Consider the following 15,478-nt stretch of genomic DNA (forward strand, 5'->3'; position numbering starts at 1 on the left):
CACGACACTCCCGGCACCCCCGCAACAGGCGAAAGGCGCACGTCGGACGCCACGTGTGACGCGCGCCGGGGGTGACGCCGGGCACGGCGGGACGGCTGGTTGGATGGAGGCATGACAACGCCGTACGACGCGCTGATCTTGCTGTCCTTCGGCGGGCCCGAAAAGCCCGAGGATGTGATCCCCTTCCTGGAGAACGTGACGCGGGGCCGCGGCATCCCGCGCGAGCGTCTCGAGGAGGTGGGCGAGCACTACTTCCTGTTCGGCGGGGTCAGCCCGATCAACCAGCAGTGCCGCGAGCTCAAGGCCGCCATCGAGGCCGACCTCGCGGCGCACTCGATCGGCCTGCCCGTCTACTGGGGCAACCGCAACTGGGAGCCCTACCTCGCCGACACCGTCCGCCGGATGAGGGCCGACGGCGTGCGCCGGGCGGCGGCCTTCGTCACGTCCGCCTACAACGGCTACTCCACCAGCGAGCAGTACGTGGAGGACATCGTCCGCGCCCGCGCCGAGGTGCCCGGCGCGCCGGAGATCGTCAAGCTCCCCGTCTACTGCCGCCGCCCCGGGTTCGTCGCCCCGTTCGTCGACGGCACCCGCGCCGCGCTGGCGCAGGCGCCGGACGGCACGCGCCTGGTGTTCACCGCGCACAGCGTCCCGCTGGAGCAGCCCGGCCGCGAGCTGTACGTCGCCGAGCTGGAGGAGGTCGCCGAAACCGTGGCCGACGAGGCGGCGCCGGGCGTCCCGTGGGCGCTGGTCTACCAGAGCCGCAGCGGGCCGCCGAGCCAGCCGTGGCTGGAGCCCGACGTCAGCGACCACCTGGAGAAACTGCACGGCGAGGGCGTGCGCTCGGTGGTGACGGTCCCGATCGGCTTCGTGTCCGACCACATGGAGGTCAAGTACGACCTCGACGTCGAGGCGGCGGGCAAGGCCGAGGAGCTGGGCATGCGGTTCGTCCGCGTCGCCACTCCCGGGACCGATCCACGATTCGCCGCGCTCGCCCGCGAGCTGCTGACCGAGTCGCTGTCCGAGTCGCTGTCCGAGCCGCTGTCCGAGCCGCCGACCGAGCCGCCGACCGAGGGGGAACGACCGTGAGCGGGTCCGAGGACTTGCTGGAGCTGGCCGTCGAGACCGCCCGCGAGGCGGGCCGGATGCTGGTCGACAAGCGGCCGGTGGACGGCCCGGACGTCGTCCAGACCAAGTCGAGCCCGACCGACGTGGTCACCCAGATGGACCGGGCGGCGGAACGCCTGATCGTCGAGCGCATCCGCGCCGCCCGGCCCGACGACGCCTTCCTCGGGGAGGAGGGCGGCACCTCCGCCGGCGTCAGTGGCGTCCGCTGGGTGATCGACCCGATCGACGGCACCGTCAACTACCTGTACGACCTGCCCGACTGGGCGGTGAGCATCGCCGCCGAGGTCGACGGCGTCGCCGTGGCGGGCGTGGTCGAGATGCCGCGGCGCGGCGAGACCTGCACGGCGCTGCGCGGCGGCGGCGCGCTGCTGCGGTCGGCGACCGGCGCCCGCGATCTCCAGGTGAACGCGGCGGTGCCGCTCGGCCAGGCCCTCGTGGCGACCGGGTTCGGGTACGCGGCCGAGCGCCGGGCCCGCCAGGCCGAGGTGCTGACCGGCGTCCTGCCCAGGGTCCGCGACATCAGGCGCGGCGGCTCGTGCTGCGTCGACATGTGCTCGCTCGCCGCGGGCAGGGTGGACGCCTACTACGAGCGGGGCGTCCAGGCGTGGGACGTCGCCGCCGGGTCCTTGATCGTCGAGGAGGCGGGCGGGCTGGTCGGAGGCCTGCACGGCGCCCCCGCCGGGCCGGAGATCACCATCGCGGCCGGCCCCGGCACGTTCGAGGCCCTCCACGACCTCCTGGCGCCCTTGGACCCCGCCCGGGACTGACCCGGCGGGCCGGGGAGCGGTCCAAGCCCGGAAAGGGGCCAGGAAAGGGGCCTGAGCGGCTCTGGGAACGCGAAAGACGAGGAGACCGGGCCCGCGGGGCCCGGTCTCCTCGAATGTTCTTCAGAGGCGTCCTCAGTCGCAGCGGGGTGGTTCGACGCCGATGTCATGGTTCGCTGCGATCCGGCGCAGTTCTTTGATCTCCTCCTGACGGATGTCCGCCAGGTAGGTGTCGCCGTCGGCGTGGGCGCTCCGGAGCGACTCGTACGCGTCATCGAGTCGCTGCCTGATCATTCGTGACAGCTCGCCCATGGGCCTCCTTCCGGATCAGGCGGTCCCTACCCATGGCCGCGCTGAAAGTAAACCTATCGCCAAGGGGGATTTCGCGAAGCTTCCCGAACGCCCCCGCAACATCATCCAGAGGGGGTGTGGCGGCATGCTGAAGGGAGGCTTACGGGCGTCTTACGAGCCCCGTGACATACCTGACGATGGTGCCGTACGGCGCGTGCGCATCACGACCGAGGGGGACTGCGAGTGCGTGTTCTAGTCGTCGAGGACGAGCGGGTGCTCGCCGACGCGATCGCCACCGGGCTGCGCCGGGAGGCGCTGGCCGTGGACGTCGCGTACGACGGGGCGGGCGCCCTGGAGCGCGCCGGGATCAACGACTACGACGTGATCGTCCTCGATCGCGACCTGCCCAGGATCCACGGGGACGACGTGTGCAGGCAGCTCGTCTCCCAGCGTTACCCCGCGCGGATCATCATGCTCACGGCCGCGGGGGAGCTGGACGACAAGGTCGAGGGACTGTCCATCGGCGCCGACGACTACCTCGCCAAGCCGTTCGCGTTCGCCGAGCTGATCGCGCGGGTGCGCGCGCTGGGCCGCCGCGCCTCGGCGCCGCTGCCGCCGGTGCTGGAGCGCGCCGGGATCGCCCTCGACCCGTCCCGCCGCGAGGTGCTGCGCGACGGGCGTCCGGTCGACCTGACCCGCAAGGAGTTCGCGGTCCTGGAGGTGCTGCTGGCGGCGGAGGGCGCCGTGGTCAGCTCCGAGCAGCTGCTGGAGAAGGCCTGGGACGAGCACATCGACCCGTTCACCAACGTCGTCCGCGTCACGATGATGACCCTGCGCAAGAAGCTCGGTGATCCGCCGGTCATCGAGACCGTGCCCGGAGTGGGGTACCGGCTGTGAGCTCCGCACACACGCCCGACCAGGACCGCGACCGCGCCGGAGACGGCGCCCGCGATGCCGCCCGCGCCCAGGACACCGGGCCGCAGGACGTGATCTCCGACGCCGACACGCACGCGTCCGCACAGACCACGCAGACCGCGCGGCCGACCTCGACGGCGGGCCGGCGGCTGTTCCGGGCGCCCGGCCGGCAGATGATCGACCAGCCGAAGAACGGCGGCGGCCGCAAGGGCGGCCGGCGCGACGGGCTCTCGCTGGCCGCGGACCTCAAGGCGCTGCCCGGCCAGGTGAGCGTGCGGCTCCGGCTCACCGTCCTGTACGGGCTGCTGTTCTTCATGGCGGGCGGCCTGCTGCTGTTCGTGATGTACGTCCTGGTGGCCAACATCCTCGGCGGCATCACCATCTACGACCCGTTCCTGAGCCCCGAGGTGCTCGAGAAGCTCAAGCACGAGTACGTCTCGGAGACGATGCGGCAGCTGGTCGGCCGTTCGCTGGTCGCGCTGGCCGGGGTCGGCGTCATCGCGCTGGTGCTGGGCTACTTCGTCGCCGACCGGGCGCTGAGCCCGTTGCAGCGGGTGACCGCGACCGCGCGCCGGCTGTCGGAGAGCACGCTGCACGAACGCATCGCGCTGGAGGGCCCGGACGACGAGATCAAGGAGCTGGCCGACACGTTCGACGCGATGCTCGAACGGCTCGGCGAGGCCTTCGACTCCCAGCGGCGCTTCGTCGCCAACGCCTCGCACGAGCTGCGCACCCCGCTGGCGATCAACCGGACGCTGCTGGAGGTGGCGCTGGGCGATCCGGACGTGTCCGGCGACCTCAAGGCCGTCGGCAAGACCCTGCTGGCCACCAACGCCCGGCACGAACGGCTGATCGAGGGCCTGCTGCTGCTGGCCCGCAGCGAGCGCGAGCTGACCACCCGTACCGCCGTCGACCTGGGCGAGGTCGCCGAGGCCGTGCTCGACGTCAGCGCCCGCCGCGACCACGACAACGAGGTCGCCGTGCACCGAGAGCTGACCCCGGGCAACGCCCTCGGAGACCCGGTGCTCCTGGAGCACCTGGTCTCCAACCTGGTCGACAACGCGATCAAGCACAACGAGGACGGCGGCGACGTCTGGGTGCGCACCGGCGTCCTGGACGGCTTCGCGACCGTCCAGGTGGAGAACACCGGGCCGCTCATCCCGCACTACGAGGTCGACCGGCTGTTCGAGCCGTTCCGCCGCCTCAACTCCGACCGGGTCGAGTCCGCCAAGGGGGCCGGGCTGGGGCTGTCCATCGTGCGCTCGGTGGTGCTGGCGCACCGGGGCACGGTCTACGCGACGCCCCGGTCCGGCGGCGGCCTCATCGTCACCGTCCGCCTGCCCCTCGGCTGAGACCGGGGCCAGGCCGGGCTACTTGAGCGAGGCGGTGGCGAGCTGGGGATCGCCGTCGTGGTCGGGTCCCAGCCCGGCGAACTTGGTGCTGGCCAGCACCGGGCGCCCGTAGCTCCACAGCGGGATCAGGGCCATGTCGTCCAGCGCCAGCTTCTCCGCCTGCTGGAACCCGCTGAGCCGGGACGACCCCTGCGGAGTCTTGATCGCGTTGCCGAGCGCCTGGTCGAACTCCTCGTTCCGCCAGCCGGAGAAGTTGACCAGGCCGTTGTCGCCGGTGGCGACCTGGTCGCCGCCCAGGATCGGGTGCAGGGCGCTGTAGGCGGACGGGTAGTCCGGCGCCCACCCGTAGGTCAGCAGGCCGCCCGGCGCGTCCTTGGCGAGGATGACCTTCCGCATGCCGGCGTCGTCCAGCGGGACCGTCTTGATCTCCACGACCACGCCGAGGGTCTGCTGGAGCCGCCGCTGGACGATCTCCGACCACTGGCGGTAGGTGGTCAGGTCGCGCACGTACAACGTCAGCTTGCTGCCGGGCTTGAGTCCGCCGTCCTCGGCCAGCTGCTTCGCCCTGGTCGCGTCCGGCGCCGCGCACGAGGGGCAGACGCCGGCGTGGCCGAAGCCCGGCACCGCGGGGGAGACCAGGCCGGCCGCCGGGGTGTAGGCCCCGCCGAAGAGGGTGCTGGTGATCTCCTTGCGGTCGAGGGCGTAGGAGACCGCGAGCCGGGCCTCCTTGGACTTCATCGGGCCGGTCGTGGTGATCGGCACGAGGTAGTTCATGCTCATCGAGGGCCGGACGAGCACCGTGCCCTGTGATCCGGCGCTCGCCCGCGCGGCCGGCAGCTGCTGGGTGGAGACCTCGGTCCAGTGGTACTCCCCGGAGCCGAACCCGGCGCGGCCCACGGTCTGCGCGTCGTCGGTGAACCGGACGTCGACCCGGTCGAGGTTGGTCTGCCCGAAGCCCCACGACTCGTTGCGCACCAGGGTGAGCCGCTGGTCGCGGGTGTAGGACTCGATCTTGAACGGGCCGTTGCCGACCGGGTTGCCGTTGTAGGTGGAGTGGTCGGACTTGCCGGCGGTCGACGGCACCGGGAAGAAGGCCGGATCGGACAGCCGCCGGTCGAACTCGCAGTCGGGCTTGTCGAGCGTGACGTCGATGCGGCTCTGCCCGGCGGCCCGGGCGCCGGTGAACACCGAGGACCGCCCCCCGCTCACCTCGCCGTAGCCCTTGATATTGCTCATCAGCGTGCCCGCCGCGCCGGCCTTGCCCTGGGCGGCGCGGATCCAGCCCCGCACGAACGACTCGGCGGTCACCGCCTCGCCGTTGCTGAACCGCGTCCCGCTCCTGACGTCGATCTGCCAGGACGTGCAGGCGGAGTCGATCGGCGCCACCCGGGTGGCGACGCGATTGGTCACCGCGCCGGCCGGCGTGACCTCGGTGAGCCCCGTGAACAGCTGCTTGGTGACGAAGCGGCTGCCGGTGCCGAATCCCGCCTGCGTGGGGTTGAGATCCTCACCGGTGTAGAACTTGTTCAGCACCGTGCTGAACGTGCCGCCCTTCCTGGTCGTCGTCGGGCGGTCCTTCTCCTCGTCGCCGAGCACGTTCACCGCGATCACCGAGCCGGTCACCACGAGCGCGACGAGCGCCGCGCTGCCCGCGCCCGCCAGCACGCCGAGGCTCGGCCGCCTGCGCGGCCCGCCGGGGGCGCCGGGGCCTCCGGGCGGCGAGGTGATCTGGACGCCGGGCGAGGTGCCGGCCTGCTGCCAGGGGGCCGCGACGCCGCCGTTGCCGGGCGGCGGTGCGCCGGGCGGCGGCGTCCCATACGGGCCGGGCGCGCCGTACGGTCCGTTCGGCGGCTGCTGATGGGGGAACCGCTGATGCTGGTGCGGGAGCTGCTGCTGGTGCTGCTGTGGCGGGGGCGGCTGGTAGGACTCGTGCCGCTCGAATCCGGGCGGAAGCGCCGGAGGGGCCAGCACACCCGGCCCGGAGGCCCCAGAAGGCCCTGAGGCCCCGGCGGGGGTCCCCGACGGCGGCGGCAGCAGCGGCCCGGCGTCCACGGCGGCGGCCGCGGCGGCGCCCTGGGTGAGCATCGTGGCCGGCTGGTCCTGCGGGCCCGAGCCGCCCGCCTGCGGCAGGCTGCCCGCCAGGGTGAGCAGCTGGACCAGCACCTGCTGGGAGGACGGCCGTACCGCCGGGTCCTTGCTCAGGCACTGCAGGACGACGTCGCGCAGCGGGTCGGCCAGCGCTCCGAGGTCGGGCGGCAGGTTGAGGATGCGGTGCATGACCGCCGGGATCGAGTCCTGGCCGAACGCGGGCCGCCCGGTGGCCGCGAAGACCATCGTGGTGCCCCACGCGAAGACGTCGGCCTCGGGCCCCACCCGGGCGCCGGAGATCTGCTCGGGCGCCATGTAGGCGGGCGTGCCGACCGCGGTGCTCGACAACGTGCCGGTGGCGTCGAGGGCCCGCGCGATACCGAAGTCGATCACTCGCGGGCCGTCCGGCGGCACCAGCACGTTGGCCGGCTTGAAGTCCCGGTGCACCACCCCGGCCTGGTGGATCGCGGCCAGCGCGGTGATCGTCCCGATCGCGATCCGGTCGAGGTCGGCCCCGGTCCGCGGCCCGTCCGACGTCAGGACGTCGGCGAGCGGCGGGCCGTCGATGAACTCGCTGACGATGTAGGGCCGGTCGCCCTCGACGTCGGCGTCCAGGATGCGCGCCGTGCAGAACACCGCCACCCGGCGCGCCACCTCGAGCTCGGCGGCGAACCGCTGCCGGGCCTTGGGGTGGCCGCTGAAGCGCGCGTGCAGCAGCTTGACGGCCACCCTCACGCCGTCGTCGTCCTCGCCCAGGAACACCGACCCCTGCCCGCCCTCACCGAGCAGGCCGGACAGGCGGTAGCCGCTCAGCCGGTCGGGGTCACCCGGCCTCAGCGGGAGCACTTGCATGGACGGGTGCCCTCCCCGGGGATCAGCGCTTGGTGGCCGTGCCGAAGGCCTGGGCGGCCGAGGTGGTCTGGTATTCGCGCCACTCCCAGCGCATCGACGAACCCGAGCTCAGGAAGAACGTGACGTAGCCGTCCGCGCAGTTGGCCCTGCTGCCGATGACCCTCTCGCGGTACGTCGCCTTGCTGCTGTCGCCGCCGACATAGGACAGGGAGGTCGAACAGTTGTCGGAGATGTCCTTGTAGGTGTACCGCGCGATGCCCGTGCTCCGGAAGATCGTGAACCGGGCGGTGAAGCTGCGGTGGTCGGGGTCGCTCTGGGCGGGCTGGCTCGCCGGGCCCTCCCAGGTGCCCATGAGCTCGCCGTCGCTCGGCGGCGTGACCCGCGCCGTCGGGATGCTCAGCGTCGGCGGGGTGTACGTCGGCGCGGTGTAGCGCGGCGGGTCGTCGTCCCCGCCGATGGCGGCCAGCAGCACCACGACCAGGATCGCGACGATCAGCAGGGCGCCGCAGCCGACACCGATGATCACCGGAGCGCTGGACGAGCCGCTCTGCCGCGGCGGCCCGTACATCGGCGGGCCGGGCGGGACGCCAGGGCCCTGCCGCATGTGCATCGGCTGCTGGTGTTGCGGCCCCGGCGGCATGCCCCCGCCCTGGTACATCGGCATGGGCGGCGGTGTGATCGGCTGCGGCGGCGGCGTGTGCGGGCCCCCGCCCTGGTGCAGCGGCATCGGCGGCGGGGTGATCTGCTGGGGCGGCGGCGCGTGCTGCTGCTGCGGGACCGGCGGCGGCGCCTGCATCTGGGCGGCGATCCGGGTGCCCTGGTTGAGCAGGTCCTCCTGGCCCGCGCCCGGGTTGGACGGCGCGGCGCCCACGTGGCCCAGCAGGTTGAGGAGCAGTGTGGCCGCGGGCGGCCGGAGCCCGGCGTCCTTGGACAGGCAGCGTCCGACCAGGTCGCGCAGCGGCCCGGCGGGCAGCGCCGACAGGTCGGGATCCTCGTTGAGGATCTTGTTGATGATCACCGGGAGCGTGTCGGCCTCGAAGGGCGACTGGCCGGTGGCGGCGAACACCATCGTCGCGCCCCAGGCGAAGATGTCGACCGCCGGCGTCAGCGGGGCCCCGGTGAGCTGCTCGGGTGCCAGGTAGCCGGGGGTGCCGACCACCATGCCGGTGGCGGTGACCGCGCTCTCCTGCGAGTTGACCGTGCGGGCGATGCCGAAGTCGACCACGCGCGGCCCGTCGGACGCCAGCATGACGTTGTTGGGCTTGAAGTCGCGGTGCACGATCCCGGCCTCGTGGATGGCCGCGAGGGCCGTCACGGTGCCGATCGCCAGCCGTTCCAGCTCCTCGGCGGAGCGCGGGCCGTTGTGGGCGACCACGTCGTGCAGCGAGGGACCGTCGATGAACTCGCTGACCACGTACGGCTGGTCGCCGTGGACGTCGGCCTCGATGACCCGCGCCGTACAGAAGGGCTCGACCTTCTGCGCGGCGGCCACCTCGCGGGTGAAACGGGCGCGCGCGGCGGGGTCGGCGGCCATCTGGGCGTGCAGCAGCTTGACGGCGACGTACTCGCCGCCCGCCGTCTTGCCGAGAAAGACCGCGCCCTGCCCGCCAGCGCCGAGCCGCCCGACGACCTCGTACTGCCCCAGTGCGCGGGGATCGCCTGGCTCCAGGGGAGCGGCATCCGGCATCTGATCCTCCAGTGACCCATGAGTAAAATGTGCCGCGTGTCGGACGCCGGCCCCCGTCGTCGGACGACCCCGGACCGTGATGATGCGGGAGCGCCCCGGATAGGGGACCCGCCCCAACCTCAGGCGGGCACGATATCGCGTTAGTTCAGACGTTTCACCGGAGCGTCTGGTTCGCCTGCCTTCTCCTCTTCATTCCACGGCTGATTCCGGCCCTCCTCGGCGCGGTGGGCCGGTCGGCGCGCACAACGCCTCCGGGACCGATATGATCCCGCCGCCGCGGGATGCCCCGGTGGGGCGTCTCGACCCTGATTCAGTCTGGGATACCCGACCGGGAATGTGATGTATGACACATATCGGGGGAGTGATCTGGGGTGATCGGTGTCGCCGGTGGGATCAGTCGCGCCTTGTGTGTCGCAGGCCACTGCCCGTGACAGAATTTCCCGCCCGGATCGGGCACAAGAACGGCCTCCCGAGCGTTAGATCCGCGCGACGGGGCGCATAAAGGACTGAGGGGGATGGAGATAGAAGATGGCGACCGACTACGACAGCCCACGAAAGACAGACGACGACCTCAACGAGGACAGCCTCCAGGAGCTGCAGGCTCGGCGGGCTGACAAGGCCGCGAGCATCATCGACGAGGACCTGGACGCCGGCGAGGTCGCCGAGCTCCCGGGCGCCGACCTGTCCAACGAGGAGCTCACCTTCCGGGTGGTCCCTCGGCAGGCCGACGAGTTCACGTGCACGCGGTGCTTCCTGGTTCACCACCGCAGCCAGCTGGCCGGCGAAAAGAACGGCCAGCCGATCTGCCGCGAGTGCGCCGCCTGAAAGGAGGCGCGCCTGTGGCAGGGGAACAACGCGAAAACGAGGTCGCCGTCCCGGAGAGCGAGGAGATCGGCCAGCTGATCGGCCGGCTCTCCGGTGACGACGACATGGACCGCGAGACCCGCGGCCGCCTGCTCGGGCGACTCGCCCGCCTGCTCGCACAGAGCACGCGCAAGGCAGGCGCCGCGGGCTACGCGCGCGGCCGGTTGATGGCCGACATCCTGATAGCCGCCGGCCCGCACATCCCGATCCGCGACCTGGAGACCCTGCGCGCCCACCACCACGACCTCGAAGGGGAAGCCCTCGCCGAGAACCTGGTCCGGGTCGCCTCCAACGGCACGACCGCCGTCGGCGCCGCCGGCGGGGCGCTCGCAGCGGTCCAGTTCGCCGCGCCCCCGCTGCTGCTGACCGCCCCCGCCCAGCTCGCCGCCGAGGCCGTCGTGATCGCCGCGATCGAGGTCAAGATGATCGCCGAGTTGCACGAGGTCTACGGCGTCCGGGTCGAGGGCTCCGGCACCGCCCGCGCCGCCGCGTTCATGACGGCCTGGGCCAAGCGCCGCGGCGTCAACCCGCTCGAGACCGGCTCGTTCACCAGCGCCCTGGGCTCGGCGGCCAAGGTCGCCCTCCGCAAGCGCCTGCTCAAGACCATGGGTCGCAGCCTCAGCACCCTCGGCCCCTTCCTCACCGGCGCCGCCGCCGGCGCCGCCCTCAACCGCGCCGCCACCAAGCGCCTGGCCGAGGAGATCCGCCACGACCTCCGCGGCACCAAGGCCCCACCGGTGTTCGACCTCCACCCCCGCCCGCCCCTGGACCCCCCGCACGCGGGCAAGTAAGTGCCACCTCGCTTCTGAGCAACCCCATTCCAACACCTCGCTCGGACACCCCCTTGGGGCTTCGTCCCGGCCCCCTCGGGACAAGGCCCCCGCGCCGCCGTTCATGGTGGCCGTGATCGCCCGATCCCGCCCTGGACGCGAACGGGGCGGCGCACCCCGACATGCTGTCGGTGTACGCCGCCCTTGGGTGGGAGGGACTGCGGGAGGTGGCCCGCTCTGTCATGGCGGTTACTTCGGGTCGCGGTCGTACTTGGCGGCCGACCAGAAGTAGCCGAGGACCGAGAGCCCCACGCACCAGGTGATCATGAGCCAGCCGTTGTTGCCGATCTCGGTGCCGAGCAGCAGGCCCCGGAGGGTCTCGACGGCGGGCTGAACGGCTGGTATTCGGCGATCGGCTGGAACCAGCCCGGCATCGTGTCGACCGGGATGAAGGCGCTGGACAGGAGCGGCAGCAGGATCAGTGGCATCGCGTTGTTGCTGGCGGCCTCGGCGTTCGGGCTGATCGCCAGACGTCTGGATCGTCCGACTTCGACGATCACATGTGAGGTGATGCGGAACGGCGGCCCCACCGGCTACCGCGCCGACCTGGCCCACCGCGCCACCGAGCGCCGCACCCACCGGCGCAGGCAGAGCACGCGACGCGGGGCGCAGTCGGTCCCGCAGCCGCACGGACGCGACTCCGAGGCCGTACGTGAGTACGAGGAGACGTTCACCACCGTCCTCATGGCTCAGGCCTGCCCAAGATGATGGCCCGGGTGCTGAGCTGCCTCTACACCACCGACTCCGGCAGCCTCACCGCGTCCGAGCTGGCCCAGCGCCTCCAGGTCAGCCCGGCGTCCATCTCCAAGGCGATCACCTTCCTGGACAGTCAGGACCTCGTCCGCCGCGAACGCTACGTCGTCGACGACGAACTCTGGCACCAGTGGACGGTCGCCAGCGCCCGGTCCCTCATCCAGGGCGTCGACCTCGCCCGGCAGGGTGTCGGCGTTCTCGGCCGCGACACGCCGGCCGCCACCCGCCTGGAGAACATCGCCCGCTACCTCGACTTCGTCGGCGAAAGCCTCACCCGCGCCGCAGAGCAGGCCCGCGAGATCCTCCACACCACACCCGAAACACCTGGGACGACTCCCCCCGCGGATAGGTAAACGGTCACAGCCAGGGAGAAGGGGCCCAGAAACAGCCGAGCCCCGGCGCATGGCCGGGGCTCGTCGACGTTTCGATCTCTAAAGGTCCAGCTCCGCCCGCTTCGCACGCGCCACGAGGTCGGCGAACGCCTCGGTGGGCAGGGACAAATGCCCGGTGTCGGGGGCTTTGCTGTCGCGCATGCCGACAAGCTCGTTCAGGTCCGCGACCTCGACACAGTCTTGGCCGCCCGCGTTTCCGCCGCCGCTGTGGCTGGACTTGCGCCAGGTGATCATTTGATCCGCTCCAGTGCTCGTTCAATGACGTCTCGTGAGGAGTTCCGGGGCAGGGCACTCGCTCCGATCTGGGCCCAAAGTACCCCGAAATAGCGGACTTCTGTATCGCCATGTACAAGCCTGCCGCCGCCAGGGGCCTCGACAAAGACGAGATCACCCTTGTTCATGGTGAGTCCATTGAAAGATCCGTCGAGTCCAAGGTAGTACCCCGTGTCCTGGGGAACGATCTGAATTGTGACGCTTCGCATCTCGCTGGCCTCCCGCAGCAGCGTGAGTTGCTGCCGCATCACGTCCGATCCACCGACCAGCCGGTAGAGGACGCTCTCGTCGAGAACCACCCAGACGAGCGGGGGATCGTTCCGAGCCAGGACTTCACGCCGCCTCATGCGTTCCTCGACGACCGCTTCGACATCCTCGACCATTCGGGTTCCCGCAATGAGAGCGCGGGCGTACTCCGGTGTCTGAAAGAGGCCTGGGATGAGGGAAAGTCGGTAGAGGCGGATCTCCAGGGCCTTGGCCTCGTGCTTGGTGTATTCGGCGAACCAATCTGGATCGTGGGCGCTGCGGGCGTATCGAAGGAGTCGGCTGAAGTGGCCGTTGAGCCTGAGGTGCGTGTCCAGCCGCGCGGCCTGATCTTCATTCATGTTCCATCCGTCGCGCGCGTGTTCGACGTTCGACACGGTGTGCCTACTGCACCCCATGATCTGGCCCATCTGCGAGAGGGAAAGCTCTTCCCTTTCCCGCCAGAAGCGCAGGTCGGAAGCTATCCAGTGCTTGAGCGAGCTGTTCGGGTCCAGTGACTTCACAGGGGCCATGCGCCTCGCTCCGGTGTGTCGGATGTGTCATCGACACGCGACAAGTTAGCTCCGGCGATGCATTCTCGTCAGCAGATTCCGAAAACGCGAAGGCCGGTCAATGACGATCACATGCTCGCTGGGAAAAGGCGAAGACCCGTTCATATTCACCGTCGTACTGAAGCCGGTGAACAGTGCGATCAAGGAAGCGCGGGATATTGCGGCTTTTGCGTGGTCGCATTGGGGTCTCGGCGATGACTACACCGTGCGGCTGGTGGTCTCGGAACTGATCACCAACGCGGTCCGGGCGTCCCGCGATGACCAGCTCATCGTCCTCCGCTGCTATCTGGGCGCCGGTGGACGGCCGGTCGTCGAGGTGTGGGACGAGTCTCCGGAGCCCATCGTCATGAAGGCGGCCGACGTCACGGCGCAGGACGGGCGCGGGATCTTCATCGTGGACCAGCTCGTGGACGACTGGAGCGTCGAGAGCCTCACCGAGGGCGGCAAGCTCATCCGCGTAGTGCTAGGAGCCCCGCCGTTCACAACCGACAGGCCGGAGTGGTGAACGGCGAACGGGAAGTGCCTCAACGGTGGGCGTGGCGGATCTTCAACCGTCCGAACCCCATGGTCCCGGAGATCCGGATCGTCGGCCCGCCGGCGCGGGCGTTCCGCCGGGGCGTGTAGAGGGTGTCCTTGCATACGGTCTGCAGACCATCGATCGCGTCGCGAGGCACAGTGATCTTGGCTCGGCCGGTGCCGAGTTGCAGCTCGATGTCGACCACCGGATGTTCGACACCGCCCGGGACAGATTCAGGTGCACTGCTCCGAACGCGGACTCGACCTTGAGATTCCGGGGCACCCGCCATGCGTCGCGCCGCTGGATCCGCCCGCTGGCGACGGCGATCGTGGACGTGGTGTCTGGGGCCTCCTCCGGGAGCGAGTCCAGAGCCTGCATGAGCTCGGAGTGCGTCTTGGCGGAGGGGTCACCGTTTCACCTTGGTCCGCCACGCGATCAGCCCGGAACCTGGCGGTGGCGTGCTGTGCAGGGAGCCTCCCTACGAGAAAGCGGCTGCGCGCCGACCGAACTCTTCGTCGCCACCCGGTCGTCAGGGGTATGGGCAGTGGGTGAGACCCTCGTCTGAGGGCCAGGACGGCGGGAACGGCTCGGTGGAGAGTTCGTTTCTGGCGAGAGCGAGCAGGACCCAACAGCCGAGCGTGAATGGAATTCCCAGGCTTCACCCTCCACTCTGTAGAAGGCCACCGGCCAGCGATCTGGTGGGTCTCGGGTTCGGCGATTCAGAAGAGCTGGAGGCCGTCTTCCCAGATTTCCTTGAGGAAAGTGTCCCAGTACAGCCCCTTTCACCTTCAAGCTGAAGGCCTGGACATTTTCCGCGGGGCCATATATCTGCAGATAGTCGTTGAGAGCTCCCGCCCCCGTACCTGTCGATGAACTGCTTCTAGTCGGCGGGAACGTCGAATCCGAGAGTGGACATCACGGCGCTCCAGCCGGGGGCCGGACGCGATACCTGCCGCATCCGGGTCAGCCGCGCGAGTTCTCGGAGTTCGTCGTCGACCATGTCACTTCGTTCGTATCCGTGCACATCGAGTGTGACGGCATGACCAACTCGCCTCATCGCGGCTGCCCCCGGAGGCGGCGACCCGACCTGCTTGCCAAGACCGCCTGTTTCCTATTGGTTCGGCGCCGGACAATCACCCTTGGCGCCATCAAACGCCCCGGTGTTGGAATGTCGGCGCAGGACACTCGCCCCTCATCTCACTTCGGAACAGACCTAATCTTCATAACGCAGCCCAATCCGATCGGAGCAGGCGTCGTCACCAGCATCCCGGAATCTTTGAGAACGCCCAAGCCACGAACGCAGGGCGGTCAGAGCGCGAGAAGTCTGACTGCGCACCGTTGTCGGCGAACAGCTCAAAGTATCAGCGACTTCACTTACGGTGAGGAGCTCCCAGTGGCGGAGGACAACGACCGCTCTTTGCCGGGGCCCGAGGGTGGCCAGCGCCTGTTCAAGTAGGAGTTGAGTGTCGTCGCCGTGCTGGCAGGTGTCCGAAGGCTCAGGCTCCGGACTGTGCTCGACAAGGAGCTCGCGCGACCATCGAGCCGCACGGCGCTCGCTGATGAATGCACGCACCATGACCGTGCGTGTGAAGCCGGTCAGCGCCTTGCGATGGTCCAGATGCGGCCATGCAAGGAACACCTTGATCAATGTCTTCTGCGTCAGGGGCCTCAACGACTGCCCCAGCGGATGGTATTGCGTTTGGGCCGCTCAGTTCTATGGCGGCGCACGGTATCAATTCCGCTCTCAAGGGTACTGGCAGAACCTGGACGACTATGGCGTCCCCTGGTTCTACTCGTTCTACAACCGGCGCAGTAACCGGGTATTCATAGCACCTTACCAGGGTCAGCCATCAAAGTGTTATCAGGCGGGTACGCGCGTAAGCGACTCCACGAACGTACGTCACTACCGTCTCATCTACCTGGCGGAGAGCAACAACCCCTGCTGATATTTTCTCCC

16 protein-coding genes and 1 pseudogene are annotated in these 15,478 nt (G+C 70.0%); 9 read left to right on the forward strand and 8 right to left on the reverse strand.

Annotated elements, in window-relative coordinates; genetic code table 11:
- Window positions 1-111 precede the first annotated feature (111 nt).
- Together ABZ810_RS32740 and ABZ810_RS32745 are read left to right on the forward strand one after the other, a co-directional pair.
- Window positions 112-1,089 (forward strand): ferrochelatase, encoded by a 978-nt coding sequence (locus tag ABZ810_RS32740; RefSeq protein WP_358409862.1) that lies wholly within the window; start codon window positions 112-114, stop codon window positions 1,087-1,089.
- On the forward strand, window positions 1,086-1,895 hold the full coding sequence (locus ABZ810_RS32745) for an inositol monophosphatase family protein (protein ID WP_358409863.1): 810 nt from the start codon (window positions 1,086-1,088) through the stop codon (window positions 1,893-1,895). Before ABZ810_RS32740 ends, ABZ810_RS32745 begins: the two co-directional genes overlap by 4 nt.
- Window positions 1,896-2,027: 132 nt before the next feature.
- On the opposite strand, the gene ABZ810_RS32750 is transcribed toward ABZ810_RS32745, so the two are convergent.
- Window positions 2,028-2,204, reverse strand: a complete 177-nt coding sequence (locus ABZ810_RS32750) for a hypothetical protein (RefSeq protein WP_358409865.1) — start codon at window positions 2,202-2,204, stop codon at window positions 2,028-2,030.
- Between the two features lie 222 nt (window positions 2,205-2,426).
- Between ABZ810_RS32750 and ABZ810_RS32755 the strand changes: the two genes are divergently transcribed.
- Entirely contained in the window at window positions 2,427-3,080 is a 654-nt protein-coding gene (locus ABZ810_RS32755) for a response regulator transcription factor (RefSeq protein WP_358409866.1), read from the forward strand.
- Window positions 3,077-4,450 (forward strand): HAMP domain-containing sensor histidine kinase, encoded by a 1,374-nt coding sequence (locus ABZ810_RS32760; protein WP_358409867.1) that lies wholly within the window; start codon window positions 3,077-3,079, stop codon window positions 4,448-4,450. The genes ABZ810_RS32755 and ABZ810_RS32760 overlap by 4 nt, the downstream gene beginning before the upstream one ends.
- A gap of 18 nt (window positions 4,451-4,468) precedes the next feature.
- Here the strand turns inward: ABZ810_RS32760 and ABZ810_RS32765 are convergent, their stop codons facing one another.
- Both ABZ810_RS32765 and ABZ810_RS32770 read right to left on the reverse strand, forming a co-directional pair.
- Window positions 4,469-7,390 (reverse strand): ABC transporter substrate-binding protein, encoded by a 2,922-nt coding sequence (locus tag ABZ810_RS32765; protein ID WP_358409868.1) that lies wholly within the window; start codon window positions 7,388-7,390, stop codon window positions 4,469-4,471.
- A 22-nt stretch (window positions 7,391-7,412) separates the two neighbouring features.
- The gene (locus ABZ810_RS32770) at window positions 7,413-9,077 is read right to left on the reverse strand and encodes a serine/threonine-protein kinase (protein ID WP_358409869.1); all 1,665 of its coding nucleotides are present in this window, start codon (window positions 9,075-9,077) and stop codon (window positions 7,413-7,415) included.
- Window positions 9,078-9,605: 528 nt separating this feature from the next.
- On the opposite strand from ABZ810_RS32770, the gene ABZ810_RS32775 reads away from it, so the two are divergent.
- Together ABZ810_RS32775 and ABZ810_RS32780 are read left to right on the forward strand one after the other, a co-directional pair.
- The gene (locus ABZ810_RS32775) at window positions 9,606-9,902 is read left to right on the forward strand and encodes a DUF4193 domain-containing protein (RefSeq protein ID WP_358409870.1); all 297 of its coding nucleotides are present in this window, start codon (window positions 9,606-9,608) and stop codon (window positions 9,900-9,902) included.
- 14 nt (window positions 9,903-9,916) lie between these two features.
- Window positions 9,917-10,732 carry a hypothetical protein gene (locus ABZ810_RS32780; protein ID WP_358409871.1) on the forward strand — a complete coding sequence of 272 codons (816 nt, stop codon included), beginning with the start codon at window positions 9,917-9,919 and terminating at the stop codon, window positions 10,730-10,732.
- A 302-nt stretch (window positions 10,733-11,034) separates the two neighbouring features.
- Here the strand turns inward: ABZ810_RS32780 and ABZ810_RS32785 are convergent, their stop codons facing one another.
- Entirely contained in the window at window positions 11,035-11,271 is a 237-nt protein-coding gene (locus tag ABZ810_RS32785) for a hypothetical protein (protein ID WP_358409974.1), read from the reverse strand.
- On the opposite strand from ABZ810_RS32785, the pseudogene ABZ810_RS32790 reads away from it, so the two are divergent.
- A pseudogene (locus tag ABZ810_RS32790) lies at window positions 11,159-11,877 on the forward strand (MarR family transcriptional regulator). The gene ABZ810_RS32785 and the pseudogene ABZ810_RS32790 sit on opposite strands and share 113 nt — an antisense overlap.
- Window positions 11,878-11,955: 78 nt before the next feature.
- Here the strand turns inward: ABZ810_RS32790 and ABZ810_RS32795 are convergent.
- Both ABZ810_RS32795 and ABZ810_RS32800 read right to left on the reverse strand, forming a co-directional pair.
- The gene (locus ABZ810_RS32795) at window positions 11,956-12,150 is read right to left on the reverse strand and encodes a DUF397 domain-containing protein (RefSeq protein ID WP_358409873.1); all 195 of its coding nucleotides are present in this window, start codon (window positions 12,148-12,150) and stop codon (window positions 11,956-11,958) included.
- On the reverse strand, window positions 12,147-12,956 hold the full coding sequence (locus tag ABZ810_RS32800) for a DUF5753 domain-containing protein (protein WP_358409874.1): 810 nt from the start codon (window positions 12,954-12,956) through the stop codon (window positions 12,147-12,149). Before ABZ810_RS32800 ends, ABZ810_RS32795 begins: the two co-directional genes overlap by 4 nt.
- Window positions 12,957-13,065: 109 nt before the next feature.
- Between ABZ810_RS32800 and ABZ810_RS32805 the strand changes: the two genes are divergently transcribed.
- Window positions 13,066-13,509, forward strand: coding sequence for an ATP-binding protein (locus ABZ810_RS32805; RefSeq protein WP_358409876.1), 444 nt, complete (start codon window positions 13,066-13,068; stop codon window positions 13,507-13,509).
- Between the two features lie 19 nt (window positions 13,510-13,528).
- Here the strand turns inward: ABZ810_RS32805 and ABZ810_RS32810 are convergent, their stop codons facing one another.
- The gene (locus ABZ810_RS32810; protein ID WP_358409878.1) at window positions 13,529-13,726 is read right to left on the reverse strand and encodes a hypothetical protein; all 198 of its coding nucleotides are present in this window, start codon (window positions 13,724-13,726) and stop codon (window positions 13,529-13,531) included.
- 1,008 nt (window positions 13,727-14,734) lie between these two features.
- Window positions 14,735-15,193 carry a sigma-70 family RNA polymerase sigma factor gene (locus tag ABZ810_RS32815; RefSeq protein ID WP_358409880.1) on the reverse strand — a complete coding sequence of 153 codons (459 nt, stop codon included), beginning with the start codon at window positions 15,191-15,193 and terminating at the stop codon, window positions 14,735-14,737.
- Between ABZ810_RS32815 and ABZ810_RS32820 the strand changes: the two genes are divergently transcribed.
- The gene (locus ABZ810_RS32820; RefSeq protein WP_358409882.1) at window positions 15,096-15,467 is read left to right on the forward strand and encodes a peptidase inhibitor family I36 protein; all 372 of its coding nucleotides are present in this window, start codon (window positions 15,096-15,098) and stop codon (window positions 15,465-15,467) included. The genes ABZ810_RS32815 and ABZ810_RS32820 overlap by 98 nt on opposite strands.
- The last annotated feature ends 11 nt before the right edge of the window (window positions 15,468-15,478 follow it).

This window comes from Spirillospora sp. NPDC047279 (genome assembly GCF_040643285.1).
Lineage (GTDB): Bacteria > Actinomycetota > Actinomycetes > Streptosporangiales > Streptosporangiaceae > Spirillospora.